This is a genomic window from Flexivirga alba (assembly GCF_042661025.1).
GTDB lineage: Bacteria > Actinomycetota > Actinomycetes > Actinomycetales > Dermatophilaceae > Flexivirga > Flexivirga alba.
The window spans coordinates 1,210,471-1,230,971 of the sequence record NZ_JBHSWH010000001.1; the positions used below are offsets into that span (position 1 = coordinate 1,210,471).

At 67.7% G+C, this 20,501-nt stretch carries 21 protein-coding genes; 16 read left to right on the plus strand and 5 right to left on the minus strand.

Features of this window, described 5'->3' with window-relative positions; all coding sequences use genetic code 11:
• The first annotated feature begins 39 nt into the window (after positions 1-39).
• Positions 40-2,718 carry an ATP-binding protein gene (locus ACFQDH_RS05915; protein ID WP_465253891.1) on the plus strand — a complete coding sequence of 893 codons (2,679 nt, stop codon included), beginning with the start codon at positions 40-42 and terminating at the stop codon, positions 2,716-2,718.
• A 165-nt stretch (positions 2,719-2,883) separates the two neighbouring features.
• Here ACFQDH_RS05915 and ACFQDH_RS05920 read toward each other — a convergent pair whose 3' ends face one another.
• Both ACFQDH_RS05920 and ACFQDH_RS05925 read right to left on the minus strand, forming a co-directional pair.
• Positions 2,884-3,234, minus strand: coding sequence for a nitroreductase family protein (locus tag ACFQDH_RS05920; RefSeq protein ID WP_382399381.1), 351 nt, complete (start codon positions 3,232-3,234; stop codon positions 2,884-2,886).
• Positions 3,235-3,238: 4 nt separating this feature from the next.
• On the minus strand, positions 3,239-4,447 hold the full coding sequence (locus ACFQDH_RS05925; RefSeq protein ID WP_382399383.1) for an anhydro-N-acetylmuramic acid kinase: 1,209 nt from the start codon (positions 4,445-4,447) through the stop codon (positions 3,239-3,241).
• Between the two features lie 279 nt (positions 4,448-4,726).
• On the opposite strand from ACFQDH_RS05925, the gene ACFQDH_RS05930 reads away from it, so the two are divergent.
• From ACFQDH_RS05930 to pdxY, 8 genes are all read left to right on the plus strand, one after another.
• Positions 4,727-5,668: a MurR/RpiR family transcriptional regulator gene (locus tag ACFQDH_RS05930; protein ID WP_382399385.1), complete on the plus strand. Its 942-nt coding sequence runs from the start codon at positions 4,727-4,729 to the stop codon at positions 5,666-5,668.
• Positions 5,665-6,561, plus strand: coding sequence for an N-acetylmuramic acid 6-phosphate etherase (gene murQ / locus ACFQDH_RS05935; RefSeq protein WP_382399387.1), 897 nt, complete (start codon positions 5,665-5,667; stop codon positions 6,559-6,561). The genes ACFQDH_RS05930 and murQ overlap by 4 nt, the downstream gene beginning before the upstream one ends.
• A 33-nt stretch (positions 6,562-6,594) precedes the next feature.
• Positions 6,595-8,079 carry a long-chain-fatty-acid--CoA ligase gene (locus ACFQDH_RS05940; protein WP_382399389.1) on the plus strand — a complete coding sequence of 495 codons (1,485 nt, stop codon included), beginning with the start codon at positions 6,595-6,597 and terminating at the stop codon, positions 8,077-8,079.
• A gap of 32 nt (positions 8,080-8,111) precedes the next feature.
• Positions 8,112-8,552, plus strand: a complete 441-nt coding sequence (locus ACFQDH_RS05945; RefSeq protein WP_382399391.1) for a MarR family winged helix-turn-helix transcriptional regulator — start codon at positions 8,112-8,114, stop codon at positions 8,550-8,552.
• 27 nt (positions 8,553-8,579) lie between these two features.
• On the plus strand, positions 8,580-9,653 hold the full coding sequence (locus ACFQDH_RS05950) for an App1 family protein (RefSeq protein ID WP_382399393.1): 1,074 nt from the start codon (positions 8,580-8,582) through the stop codon (positions 9,651-9,653).
• Positions 9,646-10,500, plus strand: coding sequence for an Fpg/Nei family DNA glycosylase (locus tag ACFQDH_RS05955; RefSeq protein ID WP_382399395.1), 855 nt, complete (start codon positions 9,646-9,648; stop codon positions 10,498-10,500). Before ACFQDH_RS05950 ends, ACFQDH_RS05955 begins: the two co-directional genes overlap by 8 nt.
• Positions 10,501-10,615: 115 nt before the next feature.
• Positions 10,616-10,945 carry a rhodanese-like domain-containing protein gene (locus tag ACFQDH_RS05960; protein ID WP_382399397.1) on the plus strand — a complete coding sequence of 110 codons (330 nt, stop codon included), beginning with the start codon at positions 10,616-10,618 and terminating at the stop codon, positions 10,943-10,945.
• A gap of 25 nt (positions 10,946-10,970) precedes the next feature.
• Complete coding sequence (gene pdxY / locus ACFQDH_RS05965) at positions 10,971-11,819, plus strand: pyridoxal kinase PdxY (RefSeq protein ID WP_382399399.1); 849 nt, start codon at positions 10,971-10,973, stop codon at positions 11,817-11,819.
• A 94-nt stretch (positions 11,820-11,913) separates the two neighbouring features.
• On the opposite strand, the gene ACFQDH_RS05970 is transcribed toward pdxY, so the two are convergent.
• From ACFQDH_RS05970 to ACFQDH_RS05980, 3 genes are all read right to left on the minus strand, one after another.
• Positions 11,914-12,522, minus strand: a complete 609-nt coding sequence (locus tag ACFQDH_RS05970; RefSeq protein ID WP_382399401.1) for a GrpB family protein — start codon at positions 12,520-12,522, stop codon at positions 11,914-11,916.
• Between the two features lie 16 nt (positions 12,523-12,538).
• Entirely contained in the window at positions 12,539-13,777 is a 1,239-nt protein-coding gene (locus tag ACFQDH_RS05975; RefSeq protein WP_382399403.1) for an MFS transporter, read from the minus strand.
• A 113-nt stretch (positions 13,778-13,890) separates the two neighbouring features.
• Positions 13,891-14,889, minus strand: coding sequence for a LacI family DNA-binding transcriptional regulator (locus ACFQDH_RS05980; protein WP_382399405.1), 999 nt, complete (start codon positions 14,887-14,889; stop codon positions 13,891-13,893).
• A gap of 111 nt (positions 14,890-15,000) precedes the next feature.
• On the opposite strand from ACFQDH_RS05980, the gene ACFQDH_RS05985 reads away from it, so the two are divergent.
• The 7 genes from ACFQDH_RS05985 to ACFQDH_RS06015 are packed head-to-tail and all read left to right on the plus strand — an operon-like array spanning position 15,001 to position 20,432.
• Positions 15,001-15,879 (plus strand): ABC transporter substrate-binding protein, encoded by an 879-nt coding sequence (locus ACFQDH_RS05985; protein ID WP_382399407.1) that lies wholly within the window; start codon positions 15,001-15,003, stop codon positions 15,877-15,879.
• Positions 15,876-16,976 carry an amino acid ABC transporter permease gene (locus ACFQDH_RS05990; protein WP_382399409.1) on the plus strand — a complete coding sequence of 367 codons (1,101 nt, stop codon included), beginning with the start codon at positions 15,876-15,878 and terminating at the stop codon, positions 16,974-16,976. The genes ACFQDH_RS05985 and ACFQDH_RS05990 overlap by 4 nt, the downstream gene beginning before the upstream one ends.
• A 3-nt stretch (positions 16,977-16,979) precedes the next feature.
• A complete protein-coding gene (locus ACFQDH_RS05995) occupies positions 16,980-17,723 on the plus strand; it encodes an amino acid ABC transporter ATP-binding protein (protein WP_382399411.1) in 744 nt (247 codons plus the stop codon).
• Positions 17,723-18,484: a type 1 glutamine amidotransferase gene (locus tag ACFQDH_RS06000; RefSeq protein WP_382399413.1), complete on the plus strand. Its 762-nt coding sequence runs from the start codon at positions 17,723-17,725 to the stop codon at positions 18,482-18,484. Before ACFQDH_RS05995 ends, ACFQDH_RS06000 begins: the two co-directional genes overlap by 1 nt.
• 52 nt (positions 18,485-18,536) lie before the next feature.
• On the plus strand, positions 18,537-19,091 hold the full coding sequence (locus tag ACFQDH_RS06005) for a HutD/Ves family protein (protein WP_382399415.1): 555 nt from the start codon (positions 18,537-18,539) through the stop codon (positions 19,089-19,091).
• Positions 19,092-19,149: 58 nt separating this feature from the next.
• Positions 19,150-19,827, plus strand: coding sequence for a VC0807 family protein (locus tag ACFQDH_RS06010; protein ID WP_382399417.1), 678 nt, complete (start codon positions 19,150-19,152; stop codon positions 19,825-19,827).
• Entirely contained in the window at positions 19,824-20,432 is a 609-nt protein-coding gene (locus ACFQDH_RS06015; RefSeq protein WP_382399419.1) for a dihydrofolate reductase family protein, read from the plus strand. Before ACFQDH_RS06010 ends, ACFQDH_RS06015 begins: the two co-directional genes overlap by 4 nt.
• Positions 20,433-20,501: the final 69 nt, after the last annotated feature.

A 20,501-nucleotide genomic window follows, 5' to 3' on the forward strand; every position in this document is an offset into this window, starting at 1 on the left:
CGAGGCCGGCATCGGGAAGACCTCCTCATCAACGCCGCTCTGGACCGGGTGCCCCGGTCGACTTCCGTGCTGCGGGCATCGGCCGACGCCATGGCCAGGCGTCATACCCACCAGTTGTTGCTCGACGCCCTGGCGCCGGTGCTCACGGACGAGGACCGGCGGGCGTTGGCCGGCCCGGCGGAGTACGCCGTCGGCGAGCGCCTGCATTCGGTGATCGACCGTTTGGCCGCGGCGCCCACGGTGCTCGTGCTGGAGGACCTGCAATGGGCGGACCTGGCCTCGCTCGGCCTGCTGGCCAGGTTGAGCCGGACTCTCGAGCAGATCCCGCTGCTGATCATCGTGTCCCTGCGGACGCAGGCGCAGCACGAGACCCCGCCGGCACTCGACCACCTGCTGAGCGTGCTCAGTGAGCGCGGGCTCCTGGAGACGATGACGCTCAGGCCGCTGCCCGACGTCACCTGCCTGGCGATCACCGAGCAATTGACCGGCGGCCGCGTCGAGGGCGTCTTGGCGCAGCGGTTGGCGGCGGCGGGTGGCAACCCGCTCTTCCTCACCGAGATGGTCCGTGCACTGCTGCGAGACGGCGCGGTCACCATCGGACCGCACGGCGACGCACTGCTGGACGCACCCGCGGGGCCGTCGCCGTCCCTCTCGATGGTGATCATGCGCTACCTGAGCCACCTCGGTGCGCCGACCCGGGAGCTGCTCGCCTCCGCAGCGCTGCTCGGCACCAGTTTTCCGATGGCGCAGTTGCGGATCGTCGCGGACCAGCCGATGAGTTCGCTCCTCCCGATGCTGCGCGAAGCCCTCGCCGCCGGGATCCTCGAGGAGACCACGCACGAGCTGCTCCGCTTCCGGCACGCGCTGATCCAGGAGGTGCTGCTGAACGACCTGCCGGGCGTCGTGCGCGCCGAGTTGCACCGGGAGATCGCCATCCGCCTGGATGCGCAGCAGGTGGCGCCGGCGACGGTGGCCGAACACCTGCTGCGCGCGCCAGCCGCCGCACACGACGCGCCGTGGTTGCTGCGGCTCGCCGAGCGGACCGCGCAGGCCGCCCCGGACACCGCTACCCAGCTGTGGCGCCTCGTCGAATCCGTTACGGCAGAAGAGGATCCGCAGCACGCCGCAGCCAGCGCCGGGTTGGCTTTCGCGGCGCTGCGCGACGGACGGATCGTCGAGGCGGGGGAGATCGCTGAGCGCACCTTGGAACGTGACGTGCCGCCGGCGACCCTCACGAAGCTCGCGACGATCCGGACGCACACGCTGATGCTCCGGCACCGGCATGTCGAGGCCCGTGACGCCGCCGACGGATACGCCGTGTCGCAGGTGCTCGAGCCGGCCGCTCGTGCCGAGCAGCTCTCTTTCGCCTGCTGGCCGCGCCTTTTGCTCGGTGACCTCGCCGGTGCGCGGCGGGTGGCCGCGGAAGCGGCTGCGTTCGGAGCGGAGGTGGGTAGTCGCGGCGCAGAGATCTATGCGCTCACCCTCCAGGGGCTGATGGCCAACTGCCGAGGTGACCTGGAGGAAGCGGTCCGGCTGCTGTCCGAAGCGGTCGCGAAGGTCGACCATCACCCGTCGATGACCGGCATCGAGCCCTTCCCACACGCCCAGCTCGCGGTGGCGCTCGCCGACGTCGATCGCACCGATGACGTCATCACGCAGCTGCACCGAGGGCTGCAGATCTCTGCCGCTTTCGACTACCGCACCGGCGTCCTCGCGGCGCACGCGCTCGGCGCCCATGCGCTCAGCCACAGCGGAAACCTTGCTGACATCGCCGCCGAACTCGACGCGCACCGCTCGCTCGTGGGGTCGATGGACGTGCGGCTCGACCTGCCCGTCCGTGGGCTGTGGGCGCATGTGCTGGATCACCAGCGCGGGCCGGAGGCCGCGCATGAGTGGGCTGCGGGGCTGGACCCGGTCCCCGACCGCGCCTCGTGGGCCGGGCGCGGCCGCGCGTGGAGCTGGCGCGGGCGCAGCCAGTTGGAGCGGGCGCGCGGTGATCTCGTCGGGACGTTCGAGGTGTTGTGGGCGGGCTGGGAGGAGTTCCGCGCCACCGAGATGCTGATGGACAGCGCGGAGCTCGGACTCGACCTCGTCGACCTGGCGCGAGCCGTCGTGGTCTCGAGCATCGGCGACCCCGCGACCGCGCGGGATCGCGCACACGAGGTCGTCGACGTGCTCACCGCTCTCGCCGACCACAACGCCCCGGTGACGCATCTGCGAGCGACGGCGCTCGCGGTCCGGGGTGTGGCAATGGATGACCCGGAGTCGCTCGCGGACGCCGCAACCCTGATGGGGACGACCGTGCGGCACCTCGATCACGCCCGGATCGCCGAACTCGCCGCCATCGCGCGGCAGACGCACGGCCAGCAGGCGCGGCGACTGGCAGAAACCGCGCTGCGTGTCTATGCCGAGGTCGGTGCTGACCATGACGTGACCCGCGCACGCTCGGCATTTCGGCAAGCCGGTGTGCGTGTGGCGAGCCCACCGAGGGACCGGCCACGGATCGGTTGGGAGTCGCTGACCCGGACCGAAGAGCGCATTGCGCGGCACCTGGCCATCGGTGAGACCAACCCGGAGATCGCCGAGAGCCTGTTCGTGTCGCGCCGGACGGTGGAGAGTCATGTTTCAAACGTCCTCGCCAAGCTCGGACTGCGCTCTCGCACCGAGGTCGCCGTCTTCGTCGCGCGCCGTGTCGAGGATGTCCGACAGGACGGCTAGCAGGTCGATCCAGCCGCAGAACGGCACGGGCTCGCCGTGGTCCCCGACGCGCCCGGTCGGCGGGTCGGTGCCGTCGACCCAGATCTCGATGCGCACCACCCAAGCGTCATATGGCTGGGGCTGTGGCGGATCCGTGAGTTCACGGATCTTCGGCGCGAATCTCCGTCAGCGACCGTCGTTCCCGCGGCAGGGTACGGCCGTTCGGAAGTTGAGCGGCGTATGGCGCAGGGCCTCCGGCGGCACACCGATCGCGGCCATGGTCGCGACCTCCCACCCCGGAGCGACGGTCAACTCGCTCGTGACGGCGTCCCGGTCGGAGCTGCGGAACTGCCGCACCGACAGGCCCATCGATTCGGCGTGGATGGTGAGGTGGGCGACGGCCTGCCCGAGGTCGTAAATCGCGAACTCGGAGTATTCGTAGTCGGTTTCGTCGACATAGCGATGGCAGAGGTTGACCAGCAGCAGGCTGGCGCGCACACCCCACCGTCGTGCGCCGCCGAGCAGCTGTGGTGTCACTCGATCAGTCCACTACGCGCAGGCTGCGCGGTGTCACTCCAGGCTCCGGGAGCCGTAACGGCCTGTCGCCCGGGCTGATTCGGCCGAGCACCCTCGGCGTCCGCGCCCCGGTCAGGGACCGCCCGCCGCCATCCGGCAACACCCCGGGTATGCCGTGCCAGGTCAGGTAGCCGATCAGCGCCATCAGGTAGCCCTCCTTGTCGTCGACCGGCAGCCCGAGCTCGTCACTGGTCGTGAGCCGCGCGGGAGTCAGGTGCGCGGCCAGCCGGTCCATCAGCACTGGATTCCGCACGCCGCCACCGGAGGCGTAGATCTCCACCACGTTGTATGGCGCCAGCGCGTCCGCGACCGTCACCGCCGTCAGCTCGGTCAGCGTCGCGACGAGGTCGGCGATCCCCAGCCCGTGCTCGTATGACGCAAGGTAGTCCGCCCGAAAGAGCTCTCGCCCAGTCGATTTCGGCGCTGGCAGCGCGAAATATGGCTCGGCCAGCAAGCGCTCCAGCAGGGCCTGATCGACCCGGCCGGCAGCAGCGAGACGACCGTCTGCGTCATACGCCTGGACGCCGGAGGTGGCGCTCGAGACGGCTGCGTCGATGAGGCAGTTGGCCGGGCCGGTGTCGAACGCGGCGGTTCCGTGCGGCGATGTGACGGTGACGTTGGCGATGCCGCCCAGGTTGAGCAGGGCGCGCGGGGCCTGGTCTCGATACGGGCTCGTCCCTCGCCCCACTCGACCCGCAGCGCGCAACAGCAGCAGATCCATGGTCCCGGCGAGTGGTGCGCCCTGGCCACCGGCGGCGATGTCACGGCTACGAACATCGCTGACCACCGGCAGCCCCGTCCGCTCGACGATCGCCGCGGGCTGGCCAAGCTGCAGCCCGCCATACGCAACCCCGCCCTCGACCCAGTGAAAGATGGTCTGGCCGTGGCTGACCACGAGATCGGCGGACCCGCTTGCGAATTCATCGATCGCCGACTGCAGCGCGGCGGCGATCTCTTCGCCGGCGAGTATGTCGAGTCGGCATACGGCTTCGGCGGTCGTCGGCGCGGGCGGCAGCAGCGCGAGTAGACCGGCCCGGGTCGAGGGCGACCAGGGGTACGTGCGGGCACCGAGCGGCCGCAGCGTCAGCTGCCCGCTGTCGGCGCCGCCGAGGTCGGCCACGGCGACATCGATGCCGTCGACCGAGGTGCCCGAGATGCAGCCGACGACGATCACGGGGCCTCCGGGTTTCCTCAGGTTGTTCCCAGCTAACGGGCAGACACTCTGCAAGTTCTGGCGTTGTGCGCCGGAATCGTGCGCAAACGTGCACTATGAGTCACGGCATGGCCCTGGTCAGGATATGTCAATCTTTTCCAGGTGGAGAGACACTCCTGGCACCTTATTTTCATACGATGGTTACAGTGACCGGGCACAAGATCAGGTGGTTCGGGGGAACGACCGACCGCTGAACGAACACCTTGCGACGCCCCGCGCCGAAGGTCGGAAAGGGACGTCATGACGAAGGAACCAGGTGACTCAACGGGCGATCCCACGCGCGACGTGCTTGTCCGCATGCGATCCTCGCTGCCGCAACTGCAGCCGGCCGAACACCGCGTCGCCGAGGTCGTGTTGCGCGATCCAGCGGGCGCCGCGCACCTGTCGATCACCGAGCTGGCCGAGCGTGCGGAGACCTCTGTCGCGACCGTGGCGCGCTTCAGCCACAGCGTCGGTTTCGGCGGCTATCCCCAGCTGCGACTCGCGTTGGCCGGAGCTGCCGCCCGTGAGTCGGCACTTGGCGGCCCGACGCGCCAGCCGCCGGCAGACCTGAACGAAGCACAGACCACCGAGGACATCGTCGCAGCGATCGTGCACCACGAGGTGCGGGCGTTGCAGGAGACTGCCGAGCACCTCGACCTGGCGGCGCTCGATGCGGCCGTCGCGGCTGTTGCCGCGGCGCCCCGGGTGGAGATCTTCGGCGTCGGCGCGAGCGGCCTGGTCGCCACCGACCTGCAGTACAAACTGATCCGAGCCGGCCGAATCGCCTTTGCCTGGACCGAGTTTCACGCCGCGATGACCTCGGCCGTGTTGCTCGGCTCCTCCGACGTTGCCATCGGCGTCTCGCACTCCGGCAGCACCCAGGATGTCGTCGAGGCGCTCGCCGCGGCCAAGAAGGCCGGCGCGACCACGATCGCCATCACCAACTTCTCCGGTGCCCCGATCGTCGAGTATGCCGACATCGTGCTGACCACGGCGGCTCGCGAGACCGCCTTCCGCTCTGGTGCGCTGGCCAGCCGGACCGCCCAGCTGGCGGTGGTCGACTTCCTCTTCGTCGGAGTCGCACGGACCTCCTTGGAAGCCACCACCGAGGCGCTCCGGCGCACGCACGAAGCAGTCCGCGATCCGAAGCCGATGAAACGGCGGCGCAAGGCGGCGGCCGGCGGAAAGACAAGTAAATGAATCTCGGTGAGTTGACCACCGAAGCGCGCAATCCCCGCAGTGCCGACCTCGATGCGATGGACACCCGGCAACTGCTGGAGCTGATGAACGACGAGGACCAGACCGTGGCCGTCGCGGTGCGCGCTGCGCTGCCGGAGATCACCGAGGCGGTGGATCTGATCGCCGGGTCACTGCGTTCCGGTGGCCGGCTGATCTACGTCGGCGCCGGCACGAGCGGACGGCTCGGCCTGCTCGATGCGGTCGAGTGCCCACCGACCTTCGACACCGACCCGGACCAGGTGACCGCGCTGCTGGCCGGCGGCCAAGGTGCGTTCGTCGAAGCAGTGGAGGGCGCGGAGGACGACCTGGCCACCGCAGCTGCCGACGTCGACGGACTGGCCGTCGGACCCGACGACACGGTGGTCGGCATCGCCGCGAGCGGGCGTACGCCATACGTCATCGCCGGCCTGCGCCGGGCACGGGAGCGGGGCGCACAGACTGTCGCGCTCGCCTGCAACAAGAATTCGCTGATCGGCGCCGAGGCGCGGGTGGCAATCGAGGTCGCGACCGGCCCCGAGGTGCTGACCGGGTCCACCCGGCTGAAGGCCGGCACCGCGCAGAAGATGGTCTGCAACATGCTGTCGACCGGGGCGATGGTGCGGATCGGCAAGACCTACGGCAACTTCATGGTCGACATGCGCCCGACCAACGACAAGCTGGTCGACCGCGCTCGCCGGATCGTCGCAGCCGCAACGGAGTCGGACGAGCAGACCGCTGCCGACGCTCTCACTGCGGCCGGTGGGCGGACCAAGGTCGCGGTCGTGATGCTGCTTGCCGGTGTCGACGCAGCTGCGGCCGAGCAACTGCTCGAGAAGGGCAGCGGCAGCGTGTCCGCCAGTCTGCACAATTTGTGAAACACGCCACGTCGGCGTTCTACAGTTGTCGGCATGACGAACCTCGCCGCGAACCTCGCCCGTACAGCGGAGCAACACCCGGACGTGGTGGCGATCAAGCTCGACGACTTCACGCTGTCCTACGCCCAACTGCGTGATGCCGCAGCGAAGTTCGCCGGCAAGTTGGTGGCGCGCGGCATACAGCCTGGGGATCGGGTCGCGTTGTCGCAGCCCAACCTGCCGACCTTCCCGGTGATCTTCTACGGCGCGCTGTGGGCCGGCGCGACGGTCGTGCCGATGAACCCGCTCTTCAAACCGCGCGAAATCTCTTACTACCTCAGCGATTCCGGCGCTTCGGTGATGTTCGGTATGCCGGGAGACGGACCGCAGGGCGCCCAGGACGCTGGCACCGATTTCGAGCTGGTCGACCCTGCAGACCAAGCAGGTCTGCTCGGGGACGCGGACCCGCTGCCGACGCCGGTGGAGCGCGCCGACGACGACACCGCCGTCATCCTCTACACCTCCGGCACCACCGGCCGGCCGAAGGGCGCTGAGCTGACCCACCACAACCTGGACGACAACTGCGAGATGGTGGTCGACCAGTTGGTGCACGTCGGCCCGGGCGACGTGATCATGGGCTGCCTGCCGCTCTTCCACGTCTTCGGGCTGACTTGCGGTCTCAATGCAGCAGTCCGCAGCGGCGCCACGATGACCCTGATCCCGCGCTTCGAGCCGGGCAAGGTGCTGGAGATCATGCAGCGCGACCGGGCGACGGTCTTCCAGGGTGTGCCGACGATGTACAACGCAATGCTGACCGCAGTCGGGGACCAGGACGTCGACGTTTCCTCGTTGCGGACCTGCTGCTCGGGTGGGGCGGCGCTGCCGGGAGAGGTCATGCGCAAGTTCGAGGAGCGTTTCGGCGCCAAGATCCTGGAGGGCTACGGCCTGTCCGAGACCTCCCCGGTCGCGTCGTTCAACCTGCCGGACAAGCCGCGCAAGGTCGGTTCGATCGGGGTGCCGTTGGCGGGCGTCGAGATGCGCCTGGCTCAGTCCGACGGCAGCGACACCCCCGCGGGTGAGATCGGTGAGATCGCCATCAAGGGCGACCTGATCATGAAGGGCTACTGGGGCCGGCCGGACGCCACGGCCGAGGCGGTGCGTGACGGCTGGTTCTACTCCGGCGACCTGGCCAAGATGGACGAGGACGGCTACTTCTTCATCGTCGATCGATCCAAGGACATGATCATCCGCGGTGGCTACAACGTCTATCCGCGCGAGGTGGAGGAAGTCCTCTACGAGCACCCGGACGTCGTGGAGGCCGCGGTCATCGGCGTGCCGCACCCGCACTACGGCGAGGACGTCGCGGCATACGTCGTGCGCTCGCCGGGATCGAATCTGGATGCCGAGACGTTGACCGGTTACGTGAAGGAGCGGGTGGCGGCATACAAATATCCGCGGACGATCACGTTCATCGACGCGTTGCCCAAGGGTGCGACCGGCAAGATCCTCAAGCGCGAACTGCGTGAGCCGACGAGTTGACAACGCATAGTATTACTATGTAACATTCGGCCATGAAACCCGGAACTGTCGATCTCGAAGGCGCCAGACTGCTGAGTGCCGTCGCTCGACTCAACAGGTGGGCGACCCGGCACGCCGAGTTGCGGATCCCGCCGGCGCAGGGCCGGCTGCTGTCGCTGATCGACGAGTTGGGGGCCACCCGCATCGGTGAACTCGCGCACGCCGACCATTGCAGCCAGCCGACGATGACCACACAGGTCCAGCGCCTCGAAGCGGCCGGCTGGGCGACGCGTTCGACCGACGCGCACGACGCGCGGGTCGCGCTCATATCTCTCACCGAGGAAGGTCGCAACCAGCTGCAACTGCTGCGGGCCGCCCGCGCCCATGCACTCGCGCCGGAGCTGGCCAGACTGAGCGACCAGGAGCGGGACGCGCTGCGCAGCGCGACGGAGATCATCCTGCGCGTGGTTCACCCCAGGGACGATGACCAGTAGTCACCCGCGGGCCGTAATCTGAGCCGTATGTCTAGGGTCCACCCCGCAGCGCGTGCCGAGGACGCCGTCAACGCCGTCGTGGCCAGGCGGCTGCGCAAACGTGGCTGGAAGCTGCAGGTCCTGCCCTACACCGGGTATGCCGGCACCGGTTTCGCCCGGTTGCTGGCCCGCGTCGTGCTGGCCCGCGACGGCCAGCCCACGACCGCGCCGACCGCCGAGGACGCGCCCACCCGCCGCGGTTTCAAGGTCTTCTTCACCGCGCCGCTCGCCGAGGTCGACGTGCGACTGCGCTGCGGCGATGCGACGGCCGTCGCCACCACCGACCGTGGCGGCTACCTCGACGTAGAGCTGCGCGACCACGGGCTGGAGCCCGGCTGGCGCACCGCGACCATCACCGTCGACGACCTGGACGTCGAAGTGCCGATCCAGGTCATCTCCCCGGACACCCGGTTCGGCATCATCAGCGACGTCGACGACACCTGCCTGGTGACAACGCTGCCGCGGCCGATGATCGCCGCCTGGAACAGCTTCGTCCTCGAGGAGACCGCCCGCAAAGTCGTGCCGGGGATGCCGGCCATGTACCGCTCGCTGTTGGCGGACCAGCCCGGAGCGCCGATCTTCTATCTGTCGACCGGCGCCTGGAACACCCAGCCGATCCTGACGCGCTTCCTGCGCCGGCACGGGTTTCCGTCCGGCCCGGCCCTGCTCACCGACTGGGGCCCGACCAACGACAGCATCTTCCGCAGCGGGCAAGCGCACAAGCGGGCGTCGTTGCGGCGGCTGGCCGCCGAATTCCCGCACATCGAGTGGCTGCTCGTCGGCGACGACGGCCAGCACGACCCGGTGATCTACGAAGACTTCGCCGTCGAGCACCCCGACAACGTGGCGGCCATCGCGATCCGACAGCTCACCGCGACCCAGCAGCTGCTGTCGCACGGCCACCCGCTGGTGCGCGACGAGCTGCGCGGCCGCCTGGCGCGAATGTTGGTCTGTGAGGGACCGGACGGCTTCACGCTGCACCGGCTGGTGCGCAAGGCGCTCGCCGACAGTGCCGTCTCTGACAAGGCCGTCTCGGACAAGCGGAGTGATGCTGATGCCTGAGCTACCCGAAGTGCAGGGCCTGGTCGATTTCCTGGCGTCCCGAGTCGTTGGCCTGCCGGTCGCGCGAGTCGACCTCGGGTCCTTCTCGGCGCTGAAAACCTATGACCCGCCGGTGGATTCGCTCGGCGGGCTCACGGTCACCGGTGTCGCTCGGCACGGCAAGTGGGTCGACATCGACGTCGACGGCATCCATCTGGTCTTCCATCTGTCCCGTGCCGGCTGGCTGCGCTGGTCCGACGCGCTGCCGCAGACGGTCGTGCGCCCGGGCAAGTCGCCGATCGCACTGCGGATGCGGTTCGCCGATGACTCCGGCTTCGACCTCACCGAGGCCGGCACCCAGAAGCGGCTGGCTGCGTATGTCGTGCGGGATCCTTCGGAGGTGCCGGGCATCGCGTCGCTGGGACCGGATCCGCTGTCTTTGTCGCGGGCCGACTTCGCGGGGTTGCTCGCCGGATCGCGCAGTCAGATCAAAGGGCTACTGCGTGACCAGTCGGTGCTGGCGGGTGTGGGCAACGCCTACTCCGACGAGGTGCTGCATGCCGCGAAGCTCTCGCCATACGCGACGGCCGGGAAGCTGGACGGCCAGGCGGTCGATCGGCTGTATGACGCGCTGCGCGACATACTCGCCGAGGCGATCGCGGCGGCGTCGGGCAAGCCGGCCAAGGACCTCAAGGACGCCAAGCGCGCCGGCATGCGGGTGCACGGGCGCGCCGGCGAGAAGTGTCCGGTGTGCGGTGACGTGGTCCGTGAGGTGTCGTTCGCGGATCGGTCGATGCAATATTGCGCGACCTGCCAGACCGGCGGGAAGCCGCTGGCCGACCGCCGGATGTCGCGCCTGCTCAAATGACCGAGAGGAGTACCGAACGATCGACAGGAGTATGGATTTGCAGTGTTTTCGTACTCCCCTCGGTCAGGTGCTACTCCTCTCGGTCATGGATAGGGCGGCCTGACAGGATGGAGACATGACTGATTCCACGACGCCCGAGCAATTGGCGGACGACGCCGTCGTGATCGACGTGCGCGAACAGAACGAATGGGACGCCGGTCACGCGCCGGGCGCCATACACATTCCGCTGGGTGAGCTGCCGGAGCGCCTCGGTGAGTTGCCCGAGGCCGACGAGCGTGACCCGCTGCCGATCATCTGCCGTTCCGGCAACCGGTCGGGGCGCGCGGTCGCCTGGCTCAACCAGCAGGGTTTCGATGTGGCCAACGTCGAGGGCGGCATGAAGCAGTGGGCGTTCGCCGGCAAGCCGGTTGTCGCCGACTCGGGGGCCGACGGCCAGGTGATGTAGGTCCGGCCGCCTTTACACTGCCGCGGTGAACATCCTGTCGATCCAGTCCTCGGTGGCCTACGGTCACGCGGGCAACAGCTCTGCGGTCTTTCCGTTGCAGCGCCTCGGTTTTGAGGTGTGGCCGGTCTACACGGTGCACTTCTCCAACCACACCGGGTATGGCGAGTGGCGCGGGCCGGTCTTCGAGCCGGAGACGGTTGCCGACGTGATCACCGGCATCGAGGAGCGCGGTGTGCTCGGCGAGTGTGACGCCGTGCTGTCGGGGTATCAGGGCGGCGAACAGGTCGGGGCGGTGATCCTCGACGCGGTTGCGCGGGTCAAGGCGGCGAACCCGAAGGCGATCTACTGCGCCGACCCGGTGATGGGGGACGTGGAGCGCGGGTTCTTCGTGCGGCCCGGCATACCGGAGTTCATGCGGGACAAGGTGATTCCCGCAGCGGACATCGTCACGCCCAACCAGTTCGAGCTGGATTATCTGACCGGCTCCGAGGTGCACACGGTCGACGGCCTGCTGTCGGCTGTGGACGCGCTCCGCGACCGCGGCCCGCGCACGGTGCTGGTCACGTCCGTGCAAACCGACGAAACCCCAGCAGACTCAGTGCAACTCGCGGTCGCCACCGACGACGGCGCGTGGCTGGTGACGACGCCGCTGCTACCGATGTATGTCTCCGGTGCCGGCGACGCCACCGCCGCGATCTTCCTGGCGCGTTGGCTGACCGAAGACCCCGCGAAAGCGCTTGCCGACACTGCGGATTCGGTCTTCTCGATCATGGAACGCACTCACCAGGCAGGCACCCGCGAGATCCAGCTGGTGCAGTCGCAGGACGCGATCGCCCACCCGCAAGGCCGCTTCGAAGTTGTGCGCCTGCGCTGACTGACTGACCGACGATCCACCCCAGCCGAATGACGGCTTCTTCGCCGAGTGGCGGTCCGATCCGGGATCTCACCGTCACTCGCTGAGAGAGCCGTCACTCGGGAGAAGAAGGCCGAGGCCGTGGATCGTGCGGGTGGTCAAGGTCCGCAGCGAAGGCCTCTTCGTAGAGGTCGTAGACGACACCGGCCTTGGCATCGTTGTATGTCGTCACACCCGACAGAGCGGACCGCTTCGCGGCGGCGTAGCGCTCTCGTGCCGCAGGATGGCCGATCAGCCACCGTTTGAAAAGCAGATGCCGCTGCGGTTCGATCGCACCGGGTGACCAAACGTGCAGGTTTGCATTGGGGTCGGCATACGTGAGTTGCCGGTGGGCGTCACCGCCGAAATCGTCCCGGAAGATCAGTCGCCAGCCGATCGATTCCAGCGCTGGCAGGTAGGTCCGCTCGGCATCGACGTCCGGGACTGTCAGGTCGATGTCGATGACTGGTTTGGCGAGCAGTCCTGGGACAGCGGTGGATCCGACGTGCGCGATGGTGAGCGCGATGACGCCGAGCGCCGAATGGAGATCTTCGCGCAGCGCGTCATACTGCGGGACGAACTTCTCGTGGTCGGTGGCGGTCAACGGGCCGATTTCGCTCTGGCGAAAGGCAACTCGCTCGCCCTGGCGCTGCGCGTTGGCGCCCGGGTTGAACGGACGCCACAACGGGTGAACCGGCGTGTCAGCGAGTGTATTTGAGCATCTGCCACGTCGATGCGGTGGAAACCACGATGATCAGTGCCGCGAAGCTGACGACCAGCGTGGCGGTGGGCACCCAGGTCAGGAGCACCCCACAGGCGATGACGGGCACGGTGATCCCGGTGTATGCCGCAAGGAACATCCCCGCGACCGTCTCGCCGCGACGAGCCGGATCCGCCATCCGGTTGGCTGCAGCGATCGAGGACGCGAAGATCAACCCGATGCCGGCGCCGGCGACGACACCGCCGATCGAAAAGAGCGCCAGCGAACCGATCAGCGTGCCGATGGAGACGATGACCAGCCCGACCACGATGAGCCCGATGCCGGCCTGCAGCTTGAGTCGGGGTCGCAGCGCGTGGAACGCCACTTGGGAGACCGACGAGGCGCCCATGGCACCGAAGACGACCGAGCCGGTCAGCAGTCGTGAGTGCTGGTGCATCACCTCGCCCAGCACGCTGCCGGTCAGCGAGGTGAAGAAGCCGAGCACCGCGAACGACCCGGCAGCGGCGAGCCCGGAAGCGATGAATTCGCTTCGTACCTCTGGCGATACGCTCACGCGCTGTGGTTGGTATGACGGCCGCTGGGCGGGCACGTCGACCGTCTCCGGGACGACGAACGCGATGGCACCCACCAGGACGAGCGTGACGAAGAACGCCAGGAACGGCAGCGTCAGCGGGTTCGGCAACCACTGGCTGAGGATGCCGCCGATGAGCGGGCCGAGGGCGAGGCCGCCGGGGTTGACCGCGCTGGCGACGAGGCTGGCGCGTCGGCTGTCCTCCTCAGGCGATCCGATCCCCCGCAGCTCGGCGAGGTGTGCGGTGGCGGTCGAGGTCAGCGCGCCGATGCCCGCGCCGCAGATGAAGCGCGCGATGAGCAAGCTGGTGACGTCCTTGAGGAAGACGAACATCAGACACGACACCAACTCGGTGGCGACGGCCGCCAGGAAGATTCGACGCCGGCCCAGATAGTCCGACACGTGCCCGCCGAAGTAGAGCCCACCCATGACGCCGAAGCCGTATGCAGCGAAGATTACCGTGATCATCAGCGTCGGGAAGCCGTCCCGGGCCTGGTAGAGCGAATAGAGCGGCGTCGGGACCGTGGTGAACGCCATCGTTGCGGCGAATGCCGTTGCTACCAGCCAGAATGCGTGCCGATGGGTCGCCGAGCCGGGCCTGCTGTGCGCAGCGTTCGGGGTGGCAGCCGACCCGTTGCCCATTGTCATGCCATCTATCGTCGTCTGGCATCGCGGAATAGCGCAGGCAGTGTCGCCATACGGGCGTATTCCGCTGTCTAGTGCATGGTCAAGACGTGCTGATAAACCCCGATCGTGATGAGCTACGCCCACCGCGGCGACTCCACGATGCGGCACGGCAACTGCACATCGTCGACTGCCTGATCATCCAACACACTCACGAGCAACCGGGTGGCCGCCGCGCCCACGGCCACGGGGTCCAGCACCAGGTAGATCGCCCCATTGCCTGGCGCGACGGAGGTGGCGTCACCCATCATCGTCACCGTCAGGTCCTCCGGCACCGATAGCCCGCGCCGCCCAGCTGCCTCGAGCACCGCGTTGCCGTAGGTCTCGTTCAGACCGTGTATGGCGTCCGGTGGACCCTTCTCGTCCAGGAGGCTCCCCGCTGCCTCGACCGGATCCTGCCCTGGCCTCAGCCGAACGACACGTGTGGGATGCCCCGCCCTGCGACACCAGTTGCGGTAGTAGCGCGTGCTGTCGAGCGTGTAGGAGTCGGGCTCCGGCCCGATCAGCAGCGTGGGTCGCTGCACCCCGTGCTCGTCCACCCTTGCGAAGAGCTCCGCGAGACCCCGCTCGGTGTCGCTCTGCACGACAGGTTCATCGTCATGCACGTCGTCGATCGGGCGGCCGTCGGTCACCACGGTGATGCCCTGGCGGCGGCACTCGGCCAGGATCGGGTCGTCGCGCACCGGGTCGACGACCACCATCCCGTCGATCGGGACGGTGAACCGCATCCGACCGTCGGCCTCGAACGGGATGGCCGCGACGGCGTGTCCGAACCCGATGGCCTCAAGCGCCGCGCCCGCGACGACCGATCGGTAATAGGGCAGGTAGGTCTGCTCCCACGATCGCGAGTCGCGGTGCGCAATGGCGACACCGAGGATCCGACTACGCCCGGACTGCAGCGAGCGAGCCGCCTCATTCGGTTGGTAACCAAGGGATTCGGCCACCTCGCGGATGTGCTGACGAGTACTCTCCGCGACCTCGCCCTTGCCGTTCAGAGTCCATGAGACCGCAGTGATGCTGACGCCCGCGGCCTTGGCTACGTCGCGGATCCCCACTCGTCTGTGCGATGCGGCCACTGAGTCCTCCGTGAGAGCGATTCCTGAGAAATGGTTGACGGCGCCCGGCCGCACTGTCACCCTATCGTCATCGACCTAAACCGTTTTAGGTTGTCGAAGGACATGGAGGTCATGATGAGACACACACGCATCGCCGGCGCACTCGCCGTCAGCGCGATCCTGGTTGCGACGGCCGGCTGCAGCGCCTCCGGAGGGTCGAAGTCCGCCGGTGGCGGCGACTCGTGGGGGTCGTGCAAGGTCACAGGCAAGGCCGGCAGCTTCCCCCTCAAACCGATAAAGGACGGCACCCTCACGATCAAGGCCGACCTGCCCTCTGCCGGCTGGTGGAACGGCGACACCATCGGCTCCATCAAGAGCGGCTACGAATACTGTCTAGCCTCCGAGATTGCCTATCTCGGCGGTCTCAAGCAGCTCAGCCTGAACAACGTCTCATTCGACAAGCTCGTCTCGGGCACGTTGACCGGCTACGACCTTTCGCTCGACGAGATCTCCATCACGCCGCAGCGCGCCAGGGTCGTCACCTTTTCCGACCCCTATTACGACTCCTACCTCGGTGTTCTCACCAAGAAGGGCTCCAAGGTTGCCGCGGGCAACCTCTCCAAGATGACCATCGGTGTCAAGGAGGGCACCGCCGCGCAGCAGTGGGTCGCCGGCAGCCTCAAACCATCCGGCTCCGTCAAGGTCTTCCCCGGCGACACCGAGGCGCTTGCCGCGGTCGCGGCCGGGCAGGTGGACGCCTACATCCAGGACGTCGCAATCGAACTCGGCCAGGCCAAGAAGTCCGGCGGCGCGGTCTCCGTGATCGGCAAGTACAACTCCGGCCAGTCCTACGGAATCATGTTTCCCAAAGGCTCGAAGAACGTCGACACCGTCAACAAGATCATCGCCTGGTGTAAAAAGAATGGCTACCTCAACCAGCTCTCGAAGACCTACCTCGGCCCGGCATTCGGCGGAGACCCCGCAAACGTGCCGGCCTGGCCGGCATCATGACGGCCGTCGAGCAGCCGCTCGACCGCAAGCGACCGCCGAGTCACCCTCTCGCAGCGGCGAACCGGCTGACCGGCATCGCAACTCTGGGTTCGGCGCTGGTCCTTGGCCTGGTCGTCTGGACGGCTTTTCAGCTGTGTCTCGCCGCTCCCCGCTCGGGCGTGTGGCGATGGGTGCTGATCGCCGTCGCCGTCGTCGGTGTGATCGGGGCCCTATTGCCCTTCTCGCCGGCCCGCAGTGCTTTCCGGTCCCGATCCTCGGCCACCCAGGCTGCTACCGACGGTGATGCCCCCACGCTGCGCAAATATCGCGCTCGGATGCGCAGCTCGGCATGGGTGTGCCTTGGCCGGTGCCTGACCGTAGCCATTCTGTGCGTCTTCGTGCTCTTCCTGCTCGCGAACGACCATGCCGTCCAGCAGACGTTCTTCCAGCCCAAGATGATTTCCCGCAGCTGGCTGGAGGTCACCAAAGCGTTCGGCCGCAACATCTTTATCGCCGTCGTTGCTGAGCTGATCGTCCTCGTGTGGGGTCTGGTCCTCGCGCTCGCGCGACTCGCTCCTGGCAAGGCGGGCCGGTCCGTCGCAGCACTCGCTACGGCATACATCGACGCCTTCCGGGCGGTGCCGGCGATCATCGTGATCTACCTGGTCGGCTTCGGCCTGCCACTGGCGCACTTCCCGGTGCTGTCGTCGCTCAGCCCCACGGGTGCGGCGATCCTCGCGCTCGCCCTGACCTACGGCGCATATGTCGCCGAGGTCTATCGCGCCGGCATCGAGAGCGTGCACTGGAGCCAGCCCGCTGCCGCCCGGTCCCTCGGCCTGTCTCATGGGCGGAGCATGCGGTATGTCGTTGTCCCACAGGCGGTTCGGCGGGTCATCCCTCCCTTGCTCAACGACTTCATCGGCCTGCAGAAGGACACCGCACTGGTCACCGTTATTGGCACGGTGGACGCGTTCACCCAGGCGAAGATCTACTCCAGCAATTACTTCAACCTGTCATCGGTGACCGTGGTCGCGGGGCTGTTCATTCTCGTCACGATCCCGCAGACCCGGTTCGTCGACCGGCTGCTCGCCCGCGACCAACGCAGAAGGAGCAGATAACGCATGGCATTCCTTGAGATCAAGAACCTGGTCAAGTCGTATGGCGAGACCCCGGTGTTGCGCAACGTCAGTCTCGACGTCGACCAGCACGAAGTCGTCTGTCTCATTGGCGCTTCCGGCAGCGGCAAGTCCACCCTGCTGCGATGCATCAACTCCCTCGAAGAGATCGATGACGGTGAGATTTGGTTGGGCGACAATCTCGTGTCCGGTGAGGGCACCGACGTCGACCAGTTGCGCCGCGACGTGGGCATCGTCTTCCAGAGCTTCAACCTCTTCCCCCACATGACGGTGCAGGAGAACATCACGCTCGCGCCGCGCAAGGTCCGAGGGATCGCCAGCAGTGACGCGAAGGACCGGGCCGCACAACTGCTCGAGCGAGTCGGGTTGGCCGACAAGGCATCCAGCTATCCGGACCAGCTGTCCGGCGGCCAGCAGCAGCGGGTGGCGATCGTGCGTGCGCTCGCGATGGATCCGCGCGTGCTGCTGCTTGATGAGATCACCTCAGCCCTCGACCCGGAGCTGGTCGCCGAAGTGCTCGACATCGTGCGCGGCCTCGCCCACGACGGCCTGACCATGCTGTTGGCGACCCACGAGATGTCCTTCGCTCGTGAGGTGGCGAGCACCGTGTGTTTCCTGGACGCTGGAACGATCCTCGAACAGGGCGCGCCCGGGCAGCTATTCGGCGACCCGCAGAAGGAGCGCACCAAGGCCTTCCTGCATCGCGTGACAGAGGCGGGGAGGCTTTGATGGCGCGGATCCTGGTGGTCGAGCACGAGGATGGCACCGGCCCCGGCTACCTCGGTGAGTGTCTCGTGGAGGCCGGGCTCGAGCTGCACGTCGTTCGGCCCTACCTCGACGACCGGCTGCCCGAATCGCTCAGTGGTTACGACGGTTTCATTGTGCTCGGCGGGACCCAGAGCCCCTTCGACGACGAGGCGGCGCCGTGGCTGTCAGCAGTCCGTGACCTCATTCGGCTGGCCCTCGGCGAGCGGCTACCGCTACTCGGGGTGTGTCTCGGCGGCGAGATGCTCGCTGACGTCGCCGGCGGTCAGGTCACACACGCGACCCGCGGCCCCGAGGTTGGGCTGCGCCGGTTGACGAAGCATCCGGGCGCGGCGGACGACCCGCTCTTCGGGGACCTGCCCGACGCCGCGCCGGCGGTCGAATGGCACTGGGAGGAGATCTTGGCGCTACCGCCGGGCGCCGTGCCGCTGGTCGGCACCGAGCCCTATCCGCATCAGGCGTTCCGGATCGGAGACACCGCGTGGGGGCTGCAGTTCCACCCGGAGGTGCTCACCGAAGCGGTCAACGCGTGGGCCGATCATGCCCGCGACCACCTGGCGACCGAGGGGCGCACCCCCGCTGACGTCGCCGACGAAGTGCGCGTCGCGGAGCCCGAGCTGCGAGAGGTATGGCGTGGCGTGGCTCGGCGCTGGGCAGGAGTCATCGGCCCGGTTGCGGACGGCCGTGACGGGCGCTCGGACGGATTACGGGCCGCGCGCTGCTGACCGGCGCGGTGGCCGTCATACTCGGGCAGAGGTGCGTGGGAAGGAAGCAGCGATGGTCGGGCAGGTGATCCGCTTCGCGGGCGCGACGACGATGCCGTGGCTGGGCGGTGGCGGTGTCACGCACGAACTGGCTCGGCACCCGGCGGCAGGCGACTTCGTATGGCGGCTGAGCGTCGCCGAGGTGCAGCAGGACGGGCCGTTCTCCCGGCTCGACGGTGTGGACCGGGTCATCGTGCTGTGTTCCTCCGGTCGCATGGTGCTGCACGCCCCGGATGCGCAGCCGTTGCAACGCTTTTCGCCATACAGCTTCGATGGCGGGATCGATGTCAGCTGCACCGTGCCGGACGGACCGACGCGCGACTTCAACGTGATGACCCAGCGTGGTGTGTATGCCGCGGACGTCGCGACCATCGTGGGCGACAGTCGGGCGGTCGACGTGCCGACCGGTGCGCAGGTCTTTGTGTTCTGCATGGACGGCGCGGTGACCGGTGGCGCCGAGCTCGGCACCTTCGACCTGCTGCCACTCACCGAGCCGACAACGGTCGACGCCACCAACGGCGCAGCAGCCCTCGTCACTCTGACTGCTCTGCCCTCACAAGTGGGTTGAGTAGGCGGAGGAGCGAAGCGGGGGCCGTATCGAAACAGTCGCTCGTAGGGTGGGCCCGATGACGGAAACCCCGGCCGGCGCGTATGGGCAACGCATCAAGCTCAGCGGCTTGGTGGCGATGCTGGCGTGGGACGTGGGGCTGCCACTGGTGGCCTACTACGTCGCACGCGCGGCTGGTCAGAGCGCGTTCTGGTCGCTGATGGCCGCGACGATCATCGCCGGACTGCGGGTGGTCTGGGGAGCGTGGCGCCACAAGCACGTGGACGCGTTCTCGGCGTTCATGATGACGCTGTTCGCGCTCGGGATGGTGCTGTCCGCGATCACCGGTGACCCTCGGTGGCTGCTGGTGAAGGGTTGCGTCGTCACTGCGATCGCCGGCCTGATCTTCCTGGGCAGTGCCGCGCTGAAGCGACCATTGACGCTGACGGTGGGCAAGCGGCTGGCCGCGAAGGACCCGGGGTCGCGTGCCGAGTTGGACCAGGGCTGGCGCGAATCTGCCGATTTCCGAGCAGGATTCATCCGGCTGGCGCTGCTGTGGGGTTTCGGCCTGGTGCTGGAGTCGGTGCTGCGGCTGGGCATCATCTACACGACGTCGCTGGACTTCTCGGTCGCAGCCTCGGCCGTCATACAGATCCTTGCGTATGCCGTGATGATCGCCATCACCATCCGCAACGTGAAAGCGATGCGAGCCCTCGCCGATCGACCCGCTCCCCTAGAGATGCGAGGTGAATCATGAGCAAAGTCATCGTCAATCACACCATCACCGTCGACGGCTATGCCGCCGGGATCGACCAATCTGAGGAGCGTCCGTTCGGCGAGGACGGCGGCGACGGATGGGGTGACAAGCTGCACGCCTGGATGTTCGGCGAAGCGGCGGAGAACCAGGCTGAGGTCGAGCAGATGGCCGGTGCACGCGTGCACATCATGGGCAGGAACATGCTTGGTCCAGTGCGCGGCGATTGGGACCGGGATTGGAAGGGTTGGTGGGGTGATGACCCGCCGTTCCACGGCCCGGTGTTCGTCCTCACCCACCACCCGCGCGACCCACAGCCGATGGAAGGCGGCACTACCTACCACTTCGTGACCGACGGAATTGAAGCGGCGCTCGCCCGGGCGCGCGAGGCAGCCGGGGACGGCGACATCTCGATCCAGGGCGGTGCGGACACCATCAACCAGTACCTGGCGGCGGGACTGGTCGATGAGTTGCGACTGCACATCGTCCCCTTCACCCTCGGTCGCGGCGCCCGCCTCTTCGACGGCGTCCCGCCGCTGAAGCTCGAGCAGGTCTACGCGCGCACGGCAAGCACGGTCATCCACGTGACCTACCGGGTGTTGCGATGATCGGCAGCGTTCGATCTTGCTCGATGCGACACGCTAACGATGTATCACCCAAAACCTAGACAACCCCAT